This is a genomic window from Rhodococcus sp. 21391 (assembly GCF_016772255.1).
GTDB classification, from domain to species: domain Bacteria; phylum Actinomycetota; class Actinomycetes; order Mycobacteriales; family Mycobacteriaceae; genus Rhodococcus_F; species Rhodococcus_F opacus.
This window is the reverse complement of the sequence record NZ_CP063781.1, coordinates 6,716,724-6,731,832: the sequence shown is the minus strand read 5'-3', so window position 1 is coordinate 6,731,832 and position 15,109 is coordinate 6,716,724. Positions and strand designations below refer to the sequence as shown.

At 64.5% G+C, this 15,109-nt stretch carries 12 protein-coding genes and 2 pseudogenes; 7 read left to right on the top strand and 7 right to left on the bottom strand.

What is annotated here, in order from left to right:
- Nucleotides 1-437: 437 nt before the first annotated feature.
- The 7 genes and pseudogenes from GO592_RS31200 to rpmH all read right to left on the bottom strand — a co-directional run bounded on the left by GO592_RS31200 (nt 438) and on the right by rpmH (nt 6,040).
- Nucleotides 438-841, bottom strand: a pseudogene (locus GO592_RS31200) (nuclear transport factor 2 family protein).
- 852 nt (nt 842-1,693) lie between these two features.
- Nucleotides 1,694-2,967, bottom strand: a pseudogene (locus GO592_RS31195) (IS256 family transposase).
- Nucleotides 2,968-3,441: 474 nt separating this feature from the next.
- On the bottom strand, nt 3,442-3,996 hold the full coding sequence (locus tag GO592_RS31190) for a Jag family protein (RefSeq protein WP_037206810.1): 555 nt from the start codon (nt 3,994-3,996) through the stop codon (nt 3,442-3,444).
- 19 nt (nt 3,997-4,015) lie between these two features.
- Complete coding sequence (gene yidC / locus GO592_RS31185; RefSeq protein ID WP_007301430.1) at nt 4,016-5,128, bottom strand: membrane protein insertase YidC; 1,113 nt, start codon at nt 5,126-5,128, stop codon at nt 4,016-4,018.
- A gap of 4 nt (nt 5,129-5,132) precedes the next feature.
- Entirely contained in the window at nt 5,133-5,495 is a 363-nt protein-coding gene (gene yidD, locus GO592_RS31180; protein ID WP_007301429.1) for a membrane protein insertion efficiency factor YidD, read from the bottom strand.
- Entirely contained in the window at nt 5,492-5,869 is a 378-nt protein-coding gene (gene rnpA, locus GO592_RS31175; protein WP_007301428.1) for a ribonuclease P protein component, read from the bottom strand. The genes yidD and rnpA overlap by 4 nt, the downstream gene beginning before the upstream one ends.
- A 27-nt stretch (nt 5,870-5,896) precedes the next feature.
- Nucleotides 5,897-6,040, bottom strand: coding sequence for a 50S ribosomal protein L34 (gene rpmH / locus GO592_RS31170; RefSeq protein ID WP_005263481.1), 144 nt, complete (start codon nt 6,038-6,040; stop codon nt 5,897-5,899).
- 738 nt (nt 6,041-6,778) lie between these two features.
- On the opposite strand from rpmH, the gene dnaA reads away from it, so the two are divergent.
- The 7 genes from dnaA to GO592_RS31135 all read left to right on the top strand — a co-directional run bounded on the left by dnaA (nt 6,779) and on the right by GO592_RS31135 (nt 15,108).
- On the top strand, nt 6,779-8,365 hold the full coding sequence (dnaA, locus tag GO592_RS31165) for a chromosomal replication initiator protein DnaA (protein WP_005263480.1): 1,587 nt from the start codon (nt 6,779-6,781) through the stop codon (nt 8,363-8,365).
- Between the two features lie 649 nt (nt 8,366-9,014).
- A complete protein-coding gene (gene dnaN / locus GO592_RS31160) occupies nt 9,015-10,199 on the top strand; it encodes a DNA polymerase III subunit beta (RefSeq protein ID WP_005249107.1) in 1,185 nt (394 codons plus the stop codon).
- Between the two features lie 2 nt (nt 10,200-10,201).
- Nucleotides 10,202-11,173: a phosphogluconate dehydrogenase (NAD(+)-dependent, decarboxylating) gene (gene gnd, locus GO592_RS31155; protein WP_082325082.1), complete on the top strand. Its 972-nt coding sequence runs from the start codon at nt 10,202-10,204 to the stop codon at nt 11,171-11,173.
- The gene (gene recF, locus GO592_RS31150; RefSeq protein WP_007301427.1) at nt 11,174-12,406 is read left to right on the top strand and encodes a DNA replication/repair protein RecF; all 1,233 of its coding nucleotides are present in this window, start codon (nt 11,174-11,176) and stop codon (nt 12,404-12,406) included.
- Nucleotides 12,396-12,959 (top strand): DUF721 family protein, encoded by a 564-nt coding sequence (locus GO592_RS31145; protein WP_005263477.1) that lies wholly within the window; start codon nt 12,396-12,398, stop codon nt 12,957-12,959. Before recF ends, GO592_RS31145 begins: the two co-directional genes overlap by 11 nt.
- Nucleotides 12,960-13,084: 125 nt before the next feature.
- Complete coding sequence (locus GO592_RS31140) at nt 13,085-13,993, top strand: metal-dependent hydrolase (protein WP_007301426.1); 909 nt, start codon at nt 13,085-13,087, stop codon at nt 13,991-13,993.
- Nucleotides 13,990-15,108 carry a PDR/VanB family oxidoreductase gene (locus GO592_RS31135; protein ID WP_007301425.1) on the top strand — a complete coding sequence of 373 codons (1,119 nt, stop codon included), beginning with the start codon at nt 13,990-13,992 and terminating at the stop codon, nt 15,106-15,108. The genes GO592_RS31140 and GO592_RS31135 overlap by 4 nt, the downstream gene beginning before the upstream one ends.
- Nucleotide 15,109: the final 1 nt, after the last annotated feature.

Here is a 15,109-nt window from a genome sequence, read left to right as displayed (position 1 = left end):
GTTACGCAGATTTGGGACTGCAGATCGCGGCACTCATGTTTCACGTGGAACAGACGACCCCGTCCACGGCCGCGACACAACCAGACCGAGCCCCGAGCGGCGGTTTCACGTGGAACAACCGACTCGTGTTTCATGACTCGTGTTTCACGTGGAACAGACGGCGGACACTGGCCAAGTTCGCGCGTCACCCCGCGACCTTCCCAAGCGGACGCACGCGGGGTTCGGTGAACGACAATCGAGTCGGGCCCTCTCCAACTGAGAGCAGCCGTCCACGCCTACTCGACGCTACCTCTCGGCAACTCCACCCCAACGAATCCCGGTTTCTCAATCATCACAGTGACGAAACTTCCGGGTGTGGTTGGGTGGGTGAAACTACAACCTAAATTGCTTCGAAAAGGTGTGAAAACGACGGTCCCGGACCCCCTATCCGCCATGCGTCAGACAGTGGTGTCCGGAAAGGAGTGGTGTTCGTGAGCGTCGAGCCAACGCCCGTTTTCCTTCCGCAACCCCACTGTGAGGCGGAGCCGGTTCTCCGGATTGTCGGCGAGCTCCGCTTCCATACCGCAGCGGAGGAGTGCATGGGCGAAGGCGACGTCCTCGCCGGCTGTCACATCCAAGGCCACCATCTCGAAGCGGGCACCCTTCGACTGCCATTCGAAGAACGGCGGCCTCGTCTCGCGATACGCATCGATTCCGCGAGCACCCTCATATGGCGGTGGCGGTCGAACATCACGATGTCGTCGGAGTGGTCCGCGAGCACCCCAGCCATGTCGCCGCTGTGCACAGCCTCGGCCCAACGGTCGATCAGATTCCGGATTTGTCGTTCGTCCTCGGTCATCACTTACTCCACCCAATCGACGGCACTGGTTCGGTTGCTTCAATGATGTGGACTTCGAGAAGCGGCGAAACTCATCGCGGAACCAATACCCCGGAGCCGTATGTCTCAGGAGTTCGCGAACACTCTCGGATCGTGTCCGGTGACCATCGCCGGATGAGCGAAGCAGAGGTTTGATGGATCCAGTACTCGTCTCCACGATCTCGCACTCGCCGGCGGCACGGTGCAGGAGGAGTTGGTCGATCGGTTCGCCCACAAGGCGCGCCCACGGATTCACATGTAGGCGGGTTCACATGTAGGCGGGCGCTGAAACTGAGCGGGGTACGGCATGCCAATTTTGACCCCTATCCATCGATCCCGGCTCGAGCAGTTGCCTATCAAGCCGATCAGATGAGCGATGGGGATTTCCCCGCGAACCCGTCCGCTCGGCGTGAGCGGCCGAGGTCGCACTGAGATCTCGAGATGCCGGCAACCGTGATGGCCGAACGGATCGGCTGGGACCACGCACTCCGGATCCTCAGCATCCACGTCGCCGAACTGTGCCCGCTCTTCCTGCCGCCGAATCCTTCCTCATGCGCCACCTCCCTCGCTGGGGATCGTTCGTGTGATTTCCGGTTCCCGCCGATCACCCGCCCGATCAACCAGGGCCAAATCCGAACGACAACGAAGCTCCCAGTCTTGACCATGAACTGTGGATGCCCGCACTGGGTTGTGTGCGGTGCTGGTGCCCGCGGAGTGGTGGACCTGTTGGCGGACTGGTGGCCCCTCCTCAAGGCGCTCGGCGATGTGCCCCGGGCATTGAACTGGTCAAGTCCCGGGCGTGGTGTACGAGGTGGTCGCGTGATTCTTCGTCGGGGGTTATGCGGTTAGCTCCGCGGGTGTCACCTCCTGCTGTGGTTCGGTAGTGGTGGTGTGGTCGCCGCGGGAACGGGCGAGCACGTCGAGGCCGAGATAGCGGCGCCCTTCGATCCACTCGTCGTGCTGCTCGGCGAGGACGGCTCCGACGAGCCGGATCAACGCGGTCCGATCGGGGAAGATCCCGACGACATCAGTCCTTCGGCGGATATCCTTGTTCAGTCTCTCCTGGAGATTGTTGGACCAGATCTGCCGCCAGATCTGCTTCGGGAAGGCCGTGAAGGCGAGGAGGTCGGCCCGCGCGGCGTCGAGATGATCGGCGACCCTCGGCAGCTTCGCCGACAAGGCGTCGATCACCCGATCATATTGAGCATGAACAGAATCGGCGTCCGGTTGGTCGTAGACGGAGTGCAGGAGCGCACGCACCCAGGGCCACGAATTCTTCGGGGTCTGGGACATGAGATTGGTCGAATAATGCGTCCGGCACCTCTGTCAGGCGGCCCCGGGCAAGGTCGCGCCGATCGCCGACACGAGGCCGGCGTGGGCGTCGGAGGTCACCAACCGCACCCCGGTCAGACCGCGGGTAACCAGCGATCGGAAGAACGCCAACCAACCGGCCCCGTCCTCGGCGGAGGTCACCTCGATTCCCAGGATTTCCCGGTAACCCTCGGCGTTCACTCCGACCGCGACCAGGGCGTGCACGTTGACCACCCGACCGTTCTCGCGGACCTTGAGGACGAGGGCGTCGGCGGCGACAAAGGTGTACGGGCCGGCGTCCAAGGGTCGGCTGCGGAATGCTTCGACCTGGGTGTCGAGGTCCTTGGCCATGACGCTGACCTGCGACTTGGCTCCCCCAAGCACTTCGTGCAGGGAGGTACCCCCAGGCTGGTGATGCCCAACGAGTCGACGAGTTCCTCCATCCGGCGAGTGGAGACGCCGAGCAGGTAGCAGGTGGCCACCACCGACGTCAGGGCACGTTCGGCACGCTTGCGGCGCTGCAGCAACCAGTCCGGGAAGTACGAGCCGGACCGCAGCTTCGGGATCGCGATGTCGAGTGTGCCGGCGCGGGTGTCGAAGTCGCGGTGCCGATAGCCGTTCCGGCTGTTGATGCGGTCGTCGGAGCGTGCACCGAAACCGGCACCGCACAAGGTGTCAGCCTCGGCGCCCATGAGCGCGTCGATGAAGGTCGACAGCAGGCTGCGCAGCAGGTCTGGGCTGGCGTCGGTGACGCGGTCGGTCAGGAATTGGTACAGGTCGATATCGTGGGCAGTGGTCATCGCGTGCTCTTTCGTCGAGTCGAGCTGGTAGCTCTCTCGAAGAATCACGCGGTGACCGCCTACTTTCCGGCTACGACACGCCGGTGACGTCCTGATCCGGCTCGTACACCATCGTCGTGGACGCAACCATTGAACTCGCAGCGTCGTTGCGGCCGCGAACACCCGCCGCACACCCTGGTCGCCGACCACCGGCGGGCGTGCGCGAAACATCAAACTCTCTCCGAGATCGAGCGGGCACGGTCCGCGTCTTCGTCGACAACACACTGTCCACGAAGTCCTGAGACAGCGCAGTGAGCGGAGAAAGCATCCGAATCTCGCTGCGGACACCCGCCCCCTCGGTGGGGGAGGGGAGGGGTGCGTGTTTCACGTGAAACGAGACGAATCCAAAGTGACGGATAGCGACATACGGATAGAGAAGAGGCGGGGCTCCCGGAGATGAATCCGGGAGCCCCGCCTTGGTGATGCTTGTGTGGATCAGTCCTTGATGACGACCACGCGACGTGAAGGCTCGGCGCCTTCGCTCTCGCTGGAAACGCCATCGACCTTCGCGACTGCGTCGTGAACGATCTTGCGCTCGAACGGCGTCATCGGAGCGAGCTCCTCGCGTTCGCCGCTCTCGAGTACGCGGCGAGCAGCCGAGGAACCCAGCTCGGTCAATTCGGTGCGACGGCCGGCACGCCACCCGGCGATGTCGAGCATCAGGCGACTACGTTCGCCCGTCGCCTGCTGCACGGCGAGGCGAGTCAGTTCCTGGAGTGCGTCGAGCACCTCACCCTTGCGTCCGACCAACTTGGTGAGATCGTCTCCACCGTCGATGCTGACAACAGCACGGTCGCCCTCGACGTCCAGGTCGATATCGCCGTCGAAGTCGAGTACGTCGAGCAGCTGCTCCAGGTAATCGCCGGCGATTTCCCCTTCCTCGATCAGGTAGTCGTCAGAATCGGAATCCACCTCGGTGTCCGGGTTCTGCGTCGTTGCAGTCACGTCTGTCTCATCTCCGTCCACTGCGATGTCAGGCTCACTAGCCATGCTCGTTCTCTTTTCTGAATCAGCGCCGCTTGCGCTTGGGGGACTTTCCGCGGTTGGACTGGGGGCGGGCACCGGGCTTCGGCTTCGACGTACCCGTCGCTGAACCATCACCACTCACCTGATCGGAGGCGCTGTCTTCGACGACACCCTCGACGATCTCCGGCTCGTCCGCCGAGGAAGAGCCGTCCGTTGCGGTCGCGGACTTCTTCTTTTTCTTGGTGAGATCCGGACGTGCACCGGGCTTCGGAGCGTTGTCCGCCCGGCGTGCGATGGCAGCTTGCTTCTTCTCTTCCTCTTCAGCGTCGATTCGACGGAAGACGATGTGCTGCTGACCGTAGGTCCAGATGTTGTTACTCACCCAGTACAAGAGGATCGCGATGGGGAGGAACGGACCACCGACGAGCACACCGAGCGGGAAGACCCACAGTGCAAGCTTGTTCATGATCGCCGACTGCGGGTTGGCAGCGGCCTCGGGGCTCTGCCGCGCGACGGAGGCACGCGAGTTGAAGTGGGTTGCGATGCTGGCTATCACCATGAGCGGGACCGCGACGACGGCAATGTTCAAGACCGTGGGAATGGGACCGTACGCAGCGAACGCGTCGAGCTGCGCTTTCGGCATGGTGATCCAGGCCGAGATGGGAGCACCGAACAGTCGGGCACTCAGGAAGGACTGCACGTCCTCGACGCTGAAGAAGTAGTTCGGCGTGTTCGCGTTGGCCTCGACCGACATGCCGAGCTGACCGATACCGGTGCCGGTGCGGTTGAACGAACGAAGCACGTGAAACAGGCCGATGAAGACCGGCGCCTGCGCGAGCACCGGGAGGCAGCCCATGATGGGGTTGAACCCGTGCTCCTTCTGGAGCTTCTGCATCTCGGTGGCCTGGCGCTGACGGTCACCCGAGTACTTCTTCTGCAGGGCCTTGATCTGCGGCTGAAGTTCCTGCATCTGGCGCGTCGTCCGAACCTGCTTGACGAACGGCTTGTACAGCACGGCACGCAGCGTGAACACGAGGAACACCACAGAGAGCGCCCACGTGATACCGCTGTCCGGCCCCAGAAAGGGAATGGCACCGAAAACCTTGTGCCAGACCCACAGGATCCCGGACACCGGATAGTAAATGAAGTCGAGCACGGCTCTATGTACTCCTCTGTTCGTCCACGTTCGCCGGACAGCAACGGCCACCCGCATGACGGTCGTGACGGGCAGGGACCGGGTCCCACCCACCAGGGTGCCAGGGGGCACACTTCGCCAACCGAACCACCGTCAAGAAAAGGCCTTTGATAGCCCCGTGGGTACGCAGGGATTCCACCGCGTACTCGCTACAGGTCGGCATGAACCGGCAGGTCGGCATCCTCAGGGGCGACACATACGTCCGGTAGAGCTCGATGAAGAATACGAGAGTGCGCGCCGGTAACGCACGGACCGACTTCCACGCGGAAGAGACCGAGGAGGTGGCCTCGGCCGTGTGGGCGCGCGACTCGTGGAGTGCGCTTTTCATGCGGAGTTACTCACAGGCGCAAGAAGGTCCAATCGAAGGAGACCTGCACGGAGTTGCTTCTCCAGGTCCCGGCTACTTGCAGTCGCAGCTCCCGGAAGAGCCCGAATCACTACATCGGTTCCCTGTGGAACCACGTCCACGAGGTCGATGCAGATATGACGAAGCCGGCGTGCGACTCGATGTCGAATCACCGCCGGCCCGACAGCCTTACTCACAACCAGTCCGAATCGCGGACCGCCGCTACTCACCAGCTCATCTGCCTGCGCACGGTCGAATGCGTGCACAACCAGGTCGCGTCTTCCCATCCGACGACCACGTCGCACAGTCAACGAAAAATCTGAATGACGACGCAATCGGTGCGGCTCAGGCAACACCCCGAGCTCCCGAACCCAGTGTCGGGATCAGGCGGTGAGAGATTCGCGGCCCTTACGGCGACGCGCCGAAACGATTGCACGACCCGCACGGGTCCGCATACGAAGACGGAAGCCGTGAACGCGCGCGCGGCGTCGGTTGTTCGGCTGGAACGTCCGCTTGCCCTTGGCCACGGTCAACACTCCTCGAAGTTCATCGACGCCTCCCGGCGTCATGGATCTAACATTGGCGAAAACTCAGGTGTTCATCCACAGGTGGGGATGAAACGCCTTCGAAACTGGACTCAAGCCAGCACGAAACCGCCACCTCACCACAGGGTGACTGTTCGAGAGTACTTACCACTCACGGTCAGGTCAAACTCGCTCACCTGCGATTCCCCCGCGAATCGGTTGACCGACACGCCGAGGATCGACAAATGCTTGCACCCCAACTTCCAATGTGCCAAACCGCTGTGAGGTTGCCGACACTGTTGCTAGCGTCTATGCATGGTCTCGCCGATGAACCCTGATCGAGTGCCGAGCTCTCGACTTCAGCGTTCTCATCTGCATATTCACCACAATTCATCCACAGGGCACAGATGGTGTGCCGCTTCGGATCACCACGAGGGTTATTGACACCCTTCCCTTCCCGGGTCCTCGAACCCGCTCATCCAGGTTTCGCATGCATAAGCGCAGGTCAGTGCGTTCAATCTGGACTCCTCACCATGCAACGGCATCTCGACGAGAGGCGTCTGCGGTTTGTCCACATCTGTGGATAATTGTGTGGAAACACAGTTCAGATGGCATATTCGTAGGTCCGTACGGGGTCCATCCTCAGGTCGGGGAAGCTCCCAATTCCACCTCGACGACGGCACCGACACTCGACTCGGCACCGCTGGCGCCGAGTCCGCGAACACACTGGGGAGGAACCACGTGAACGACGATCCGAATGCGCTCGCACGGATCTGGATCGACGTCGTCGCAGACCTCACATCCGATTCGCCCGGCGGCGATCTGCCGCCGTTGACGAGGGGACAGAAGGCGTGGTTGGCGCTCGTCAAACCGCTGACGCTCGCACAGGGCTTCGCGCTCCTGTCCGTACCGTCGCCCTTCGCGCAGGAGGCGATCGAGCGGGATCTCCGTGAGCCGATCCTCCACGCCCTCGGCCGGCATCTCGGTGAGCAGGTCGAAGGCCTCGGTGTGCGTATCGCGGCCCCGGTCGACGACGAACCCGAATCCGAGCCTCCGAGCCGGGACCACCGGCCCGAGCCGGAACCTATCCACACTCCTCGCCACCTCGAGCCTTCCGTCACCAGTTCCGGTTCGTTCCGCAGGCGCCGGTTCGGCTCCGGTGAGGATCAGCCCTACTCGGACACGACGGACTTCGAGGAAGTCGACGACGACCGCGAGGCCCTCGCCAGCGTCCACGAATCCTGGCCGTCGTACTTCACGAAGCCGCCCTCGGGCCCGGCACCCTCGGCGACCGGGGGTAACAGCCTCAACGCGAAGTACACGTTCGACACGTTCGTGATCGGCTCGTCCAACCGATTCGCCCACGCGGCGGCCGTCGCCATCGCCGAGGCGCCGGCGCGCGCGTACAACCCGTTGTTCGTGTGGGGAGCGTCCGGCCTCGGTAAGACGCACCTCCTGCACGCCGCCGGCCACTACGCCCAGCGGCTGTTTCCCGGGATGCGGGTGAAATACGTCTCCACGGAAGAGTTCACCAACGACTTCATCAACAGCCTCCGCGACGACCGCAAGGTGGCGTTCAAGCGCCGCTACCGCGAGACCGACGTGCTGCTGGTGGACGACATCCAGTTCATCGAGGGCAAGGAAGGTATCCAGGAGGAGTTCTTCCACACCTTCAACACCCTGCACAACGCGAACAAGCAGATCGTCGTCTCGTCTGACCGGCCGCCGAAGCAGCTGGCAACACTCGAGGAACGACTGCGCACCAGGTTCGAATGGGGCCTGATCACCGACGTTCAGCCGCCCGAACTCGAGACGCGCATCGCGATCCTCAGCAAGAAGGCCCGAATGGACCGGCTCGAGGTGCCCGACGACGTCCTCGAGTTGATCGCCTCCCGAATCGAACGCAACATCCGGGAACTCGAGGGCGCCCTCATCCGTGTGACGGCGTTTGCGTCCCTGAACAGGCAACCCCTGGACCTCACGCTCGCCGAGGTGGTGCTGCGTGACCTGATGCCGGACTCGTCGAGTCTCGAGATCAATGCGGCGACGATCATGGCGGTCACCGCGGAGTACTTCAACATGTCCATCGACGACCTCTGCGGCCCCGGCAAGGCGCGTCCGCTGGCGTCCGCCCGGCAGATCTCCATGTACCTGTGCCGTGAGCTCACCGATCTGTCCCTGCCGAAGATCGGGCAGACGTTCGGCCGTGACCACACCACCGTCATGTACGCGGACAAGAAGATTCGCAAGGAGATGACGGAGCGTCGGAAGGTCTACGACCAGGTCCAGGAGCTGACCGCCCGGATCAAGCAGCGTTCCAAGAGGTAGTCACCGACACCTCCCTCTCGTGTGCCCCTGGTAGCTCGCCTGCCGGGGGCACAGGCCGTTTCGGGGGAAACACCGTCCCACGGGCAACTCGAGGGGCTCCTCGAGCCGGTCCTCGAGGGTTGGCTCGAGCGGGTCCTCGAGGTACCGCTCGAGGGTCTACTCGAGGCTCGCGCGAACCCCCGGCGACACGACACGCCGGTGCAACACGCCGACGCCAGGACCTGGGATAAAGCATGCACACCTGTGGATAAGTGTGGGGATGAGGTGGAATCTCTGTGGACAGAACGTGCAGAACTTTGAACAACCTCGAGTAGTCCACATGGGTGCCGGATCGGTCCTCGAGTTTGTCCTCGAGAATTCCCCATACGGCGACGCGGACGGACCAGCGTCTACACGCCTTCGTCCACAGATTCCACAGGACCTAATAGTACTTCTCATTAATTCTTCTAAAAACCTCTTTGAAAACAGGGTTGGGGACAGCCTCGGTTCACAGGCCTCTGGCGGAGACTCGAGGACGCAACCGTTCCGCTTTCAAGTTCGTCCTCGAGGGCATACGGTTATGCATCGCCGCTCTGTGAAAGACTGCAGTGCTGTGGTCACGGGCCGACCGTGGCGAACAACCGTGCCTACCGAGAGGAACAACCCGGCGATGGAGCTTGGAAGCCTGAAGTTTCGTGTCTCCCGGGAAGAATTCGCTGATTCAGTGGCATGGGTCGCTCGCAGTCTGCCGTCGCGGCCTCCTGTCCCCGTTCTCGGCGGTGTTCTCCTGGACGCGACCGAGCAAGGGTTGACGGTTTCCGGATTCGACTACGAGGTATCGGCCCAGGTCAGGGTGGCAGCCGAGGTCGGTAGCGCCGGTCAGGTCCTCGTCTCCGGCAAGCTTCTCGCCGACATCACGAAGTCGCTTCCCAACAAGCCGGTCGACGTGACCCTCGAAGGCACCCGCGTGCTGATCACGTGCGGAAGCGCCAAGTTCTCCCTGCCCACCATGCCGGTCGAGGACTATCCCCAGCTTCCGCAGTTGCCGCAGCAGACCGGCTCGATTCCCGCCGACGTCTTCTCCGAAGCGATCAGTCAGGTGGCTGTCGCGGCGGGCAAGGACGACACCTTGCCGATGCTCACCGGAATCCGGGTCGAGATCGAACGCAACGCGATCGTGCTCGCCGCCACCGACCGGTTCCGTCTCGCAGTCCGCGAACTCGAGTGGTCGCCGGCGAACCCCGACACCACCGCGGCCGTCCTCATCCCCGCGAAGACGCTCTCCGAGTCGGCGAAAACTCTTGCAGGAGATGCCACTTCGCCGGTCGAGCTGGCGCTCGGTTCGGGATCCGCGGTCGGCAACGACGGTCTCCTCGGCATCGTCAACGACGGCCGCCGCACCACCACCCGCCTGCTGGACGCCGAGTTCCCGAAGTTCCGGCAGCTGCTGCCGTCCGAGCACACCGCGCTGGCCACCGTCGAGATCGCTCCGCTCGTCGAGGCGATCAAGCGTGTGGCCCTCGTCGCCGAGCGCGGCGCGCAGGTCCGACTGCAGTTCTCCACCGAGGGGCTGCTCCTCTCCGCCGGTGGCGACGACGCAGGTCGCGCCGAGGAAGGCTTGAACGCGGTGTTCCAGGGTGAGCCGCTCACCATCGCCTTCAACCCCGGCTACCTGATCGACGGACTGTCTTCGCTGCACAGCGAGCAGGTGCTGTTCGGTTTCACGACCCCCAGCCGCCCCGCGGTGCTGCGTCCGGCCACCGAGGACGAGATCGAACCTGACGATTCCGGCAACTTCGCGGCGCCGGAGAGCGCGTACACGTACCTGCTGATGCCGGTGCGTCTCCCGGGCTGACGATTTCGCAGAAGCGAAACCAGTACTGCCGAAAGAAATCTCACGAGTGGACGGAGATCACGATGCAGATCGGGTTGGTCGGGCTCGGAAAAATGGGATTCAACATGCGCGAGCGGTTGCGCGCGCACGGGCACGAGGTGGTCGGCTACGACCCCCGCCCCGAGGTTACGGATGTGGCGTCGCTGGCGGAGCTCGCTCAGCGACTCGAGTCTCCGCGAGTCGTCTGGGTGATGGTTCCGGCGGGGAAGATCACCCAGGACACGGTGACCGAACTGTCGTCGGTGCTCGAGACCGGCGACCTGGTGATCGACGGCGGCAACTCGAGATACACCGACGACAAAATCCACGGCGAGCTGCTGGGTTCCCGTGGCATCGGCTACCTCGACTGCGGTGTGTCCGGCGGGGTGTGGGGACTCGAGAACGGCTACGGGCTGATGGTCGGCGGATCGGACGCGGACGTCGAGCGGGCGCTGCCGGTCTTCGACGCTCTCCGTCCCGAGGGTGAGCGTGCGGACGGCTTCGTCCACGCAGGCCCGGTCGGCGCCGGCCACTACGCGAAGATGGTCCACAACGGCATCGAATACGGACTGATGCAGGCGTACGCCGAGGGCTACGAGCTGCTCGAGGCGGAAGACCTCGTCACGGACGTCCACGGTGTGCTGCGCGCCTGGACCAAGGGCACGGTCGTCCGGTCGTGGCTGCTGGAGCTGCTCGTCAAGGCATTGGGTGAGGATCCCGATTTCGCCGAGATCTCCGGTTACACAGACGATTCCGGTGAGGGACGCTGGACGGTGCTCGAGGCGATCGACCACGCGGTGCCCGCGCCGGTGATCTCGGCCGCGTTGTTCGCGCGGTTCGCGTCCCGTCAGGACGATTCCCCCGCGATGAAGGCCGTCTCGGCGCTGCGCAACCAGTTCGGTGGTCACGCCGTGAAGAAGGCGGCAGGCGAGGCAGAAGCCGGTTCTGGAACGTAGGTGTTCGTTCGCGCACTCTCGCTCAGAGACTTCCGTTCCTGGGACGCCCTCGGTCTCACCCTGCGTCCGGGCTGCACCGTCTTCGTCGGACCCAACGGTCACGGCAAGACGAACGTGCTCGAGGCGCTCGGCTACCTGTCGACCCTCTCGTCTCATCGGGTCAGCTCGGACGCCCCGCTGATCAGGACGGGCACCGGTCAGGCATTCGCCGGGGCCACGGTCGTCAACACCGGCCGGGAACTGACCGTCGATCTCGAGTTGAACGAGGGCAAGTCCAACCGGGCGCGGATCAACCAGTCGCCAACCCGGCGGCCGCGGGAGATTCTCGGGATTCTGCAGACGGTGCTGTTCGCGCCGGAGGATCTGTCGCTGGTCCGCGGCGATCCGGGTGATCGGCGACGCTACCTCGACGAGCTCCTCACGTCCCGTATCCCGCGGATGGCGGCGGTGCGCGCCGATTACGACCGGGTGCTGCGGCAGCGGTCGGCGCTGCTCAAGACGGCAGGCGGCGCGTTGCGACGGGTGTCGCGCGGCGGCGGCCAGCCGAGCGAGGACGGCGCGAGTGCCCTTGCCACGCTGGAGGTCTGGGACGGACATCTCGCTGCACACGGCGCGCAGCTGCTCGCCGGAAGGCTTCACCTCGTCCACGATCTCGCGCCGCACCTGGCCGAGTCGTACCAATCGCTGGCGCCGGAGTCGAGGCCCGCGAGCATCCGTTACCGCTCGAGTCTGGGGTCCTCGTTGCCGCCGGAGTTCACCGAACCGGCTCGAGCGCCCGAGGCGGGCGATATCGCGTTTCTCGAGGAGCGGTTTCTCCAGGAGCTGTCCGTGATGCGCTCCAAGGAGATCGAGCGGGGGGTGTGTCTCGTCGGCCCGCATCGTGACGATCTCGAATTGCAGCTCGGCGACACCCCGGCGAAGGGATTCGCGAGTCACGGTGAATCGTGGTCGTTCGCGTTGTCGTTGCGGTTGGCGGGATTCGCACTGCTGCGTTCGGAGGGCAGCGATCCCGTCCTCATGCTCGACGACGTGTTCGCCGAACTCGATCGTCGTCGACGGCGCGCACTCGCCAAGGTCGCGTTGGATGCGGAACAGGTGCTGATCACGGCGGCCGTGCCGGAAGATGTTCCGGAGGAACTCGACGCCGTCCGATTCGGTGTGGAGGCCCGCGACACCGATCGTGGACGAATATCGCACATTGTGGAAGAGACGGAGGACCGCCGTGACGGATGACGTCGAACCCACCGCACCGGCTGCGGCCCCCGAACCGGAGGTGAAGGGAATCGACCTCGCGCGCCGTGCCCTGGAGGAGGCGCGTGCCGCGGCGAAGGCCAGCGGAAAATCCGTCGGGCAGGGCCGCCGATCCGGAACCGGTGTCCGGGCCCTGCGCGCCCGGCGTCGACGCGGATGGTCGGGTCCCGGACCGGACGACCGCGACCCGCAGCCGTTCGGTGCGCTGACCAACGCGATCGCGAAACAACGCGGCTGGTCGCCCAAGGTGTCGGAGGGGACGGTCCTCGGTCGGTGGGTACAGGTGGTCGGTGAGGACATCGCCGCGCACGCCGAACCGACGGGGCTGCGGGACGGGATTCTCAGCGTCTCCGCGGAGTCGACGGCCTGGGCGACGCAGCTTCGGATGATGCAGTCGCAGATTCTCGCGAAGATTGCTGCGGCCGTCGGCGACGGCGTCGTGAAGTCGTTGCGAATCACCGGTCCGACCGCTCCGAGCTGGCGAAAAGGCGAACGGCACATCCGGGGGCGTGGCCCTCGGGACACCTACGGATAGGCCGGAGCGGACGTTCGGTTCCTGGTTTTGTCTATTACCCGGTGTTACAGTTACTCCAGGTTTTCGAGTGAACTGCGCCACAAGCCTTCGTCGTGGCGCAGCCGCCGGCACGAAGGAGTAACGAGATGTCCGCCCCGACTGCACCCCGGAACGCTATCCCCGAACCGGACCACATCCTGTTGCAGGCCAGGAACGTGGAGTTCGACTGGTCGAACCTCCCCATGCACTGGATCCCGGGCGACCCGTTCGGCACGCACGTCCTCAACGTCCTGCACCTTCTGCTGCCAGCTGGTGAGGAGTGGTTCGTCGAGACGTTCAAAGAGGCACTTCCGTTGATCGAGGACGAGCGGCTCCGCGACGACGTCGTCGGGTTCATCGGCCAGGAGGCGATGCACGCCAACGCCCACACCGGCGTGCTGGCGCACCTGAAGGAGAAGGGTCTCGACCCGACGCCCTTCACCGAGCAGATGGAATGGACCTTCTCCAAGATCCTCGGACCCCGACCGCTGACCGGTCTGCGGGAGAAGAACTACCTGATCGAGCGGCTGGCGGTCATCGCCGCCATCGAGCACATCACCGCGTTCCTCGGCGACTGGGTACTCAACGCCGAGGGACTCGACCGCTCCGGCATGCATCCGACGATGCTCGACCTGCTGCGCTGGCACGGTGCCGAGGAGGTGGAGCACCGCTCCGTGGCCTACGACGTCATGCGGTACTTCGACAAGCGTGAGTCCCGGCGGATCCGCACCCAGGTGATCGTCACCCCGGTCATCGTGTGGCTGTGGGTGCGCGGCACCCGTTTCCTCATGCGCAACGATCCGGAGCTCGCCCAGTGGTCGGCGCACCGGCGCAAGCCGCACCTGACCGATTTCTTCGCGGCAGGCAAGCGTGGCACCCTCCCGACGGCCCGGGAACTCGGCAAGCGGATGTCGACGTACTTCACGCGTTCGTACCACCCGAGCAACGAGGGTTCGACGGCGCAGGCCGTGAAGTACCTGGCGTCCTCGCCGGCGGCTCAGGCGGCCGAGCGATGAAGCTGTCGCAGGTGCGGGAGGTGCTCACCGGGCAGGGCCTGCCCCGCTACGACGCTCCCCCGGACATCAAGGGGCGACCGCGCCCTGACCGCGCGATGCGGATCACCGAGGCCGTCGCTGCCAAGTACCTCGGTGTTCTCACCGCGTACGAGTACAACCCGGGCGTCGCCGGTCACAACCCGGACGTGGCGATGAAAATGTTTGTCTCCCAGCGTGATGTCGTCGCACGGGACGAGAACGTCGTCCAGTTGCGGTTCGAAGCCGAGGACGACGCGGAACTCCCTGCGTGGCAGCCGGGTTCGCATCTCGATTTTCACCTGCCGTCCGGGCTGCGACGTCAGTACTCGCTGTGCGGGGACCCGGCGGACCGCACGGGTTACAGTGTCGCCGTTCGCCGGATCCCCGACGGCGGTGGCGGCTCCCTCGAGATGCACGCGCTCGAACCGGGTGCCCCGGTGACGGTTCGCGGCCCCCGCAACGGGTTTCCCTTCGTCGGCGAAGGGAGCGCGCTCTTCGTCGCAGGCGGCATCGGCATCACGCCGATCCTCGCGATGGTCCGGGCGGCGCGCGAACTCGGAATGGACTGGCAGTTCGTGTACTCCGGCCGGTCACGGGAGTCGATGCCGTTCCTCGACGAGATCGAAACGTTCGACCGGTCACGGGTTTTCATCCGTCCGGACGACGAGTTCGGACTGCCGACCGCCGAGGAGTTGCTGTGCCGCGCCGCGCCGGGCGGTGCCGTCTACTGCTGCGGTCCGACGCCGATGCTGGAGTCGGTGCGCCGTGCGTTCCCCGGAAGCCCGGCCACCGCATTGCATTTCGAGCGGTTCGGGGCGCCGCCGGTGCTCGACGGCACCGAATTCGAAGTGCAGCTCGTCAGCACGGGTGAGGTGCTCACCGTGCCCGCCGACGAATCCGCACTGACGGTGATCAAGAAGACGATGCCCGGAGTGGGATATTCGTGCCAGCAGGGCTTCTGTGGCACCTGCAGGGTGAAGGTACTCTCCGGCACCCCGGATCACCGCGAGACGCGGCTCACCGACGCCGAGCAGGAGAACGAGATGCTGATCTGCGTGTCCCGCGCCGACCGGGGCCGTCTCGTTCTCGATCTGTAGT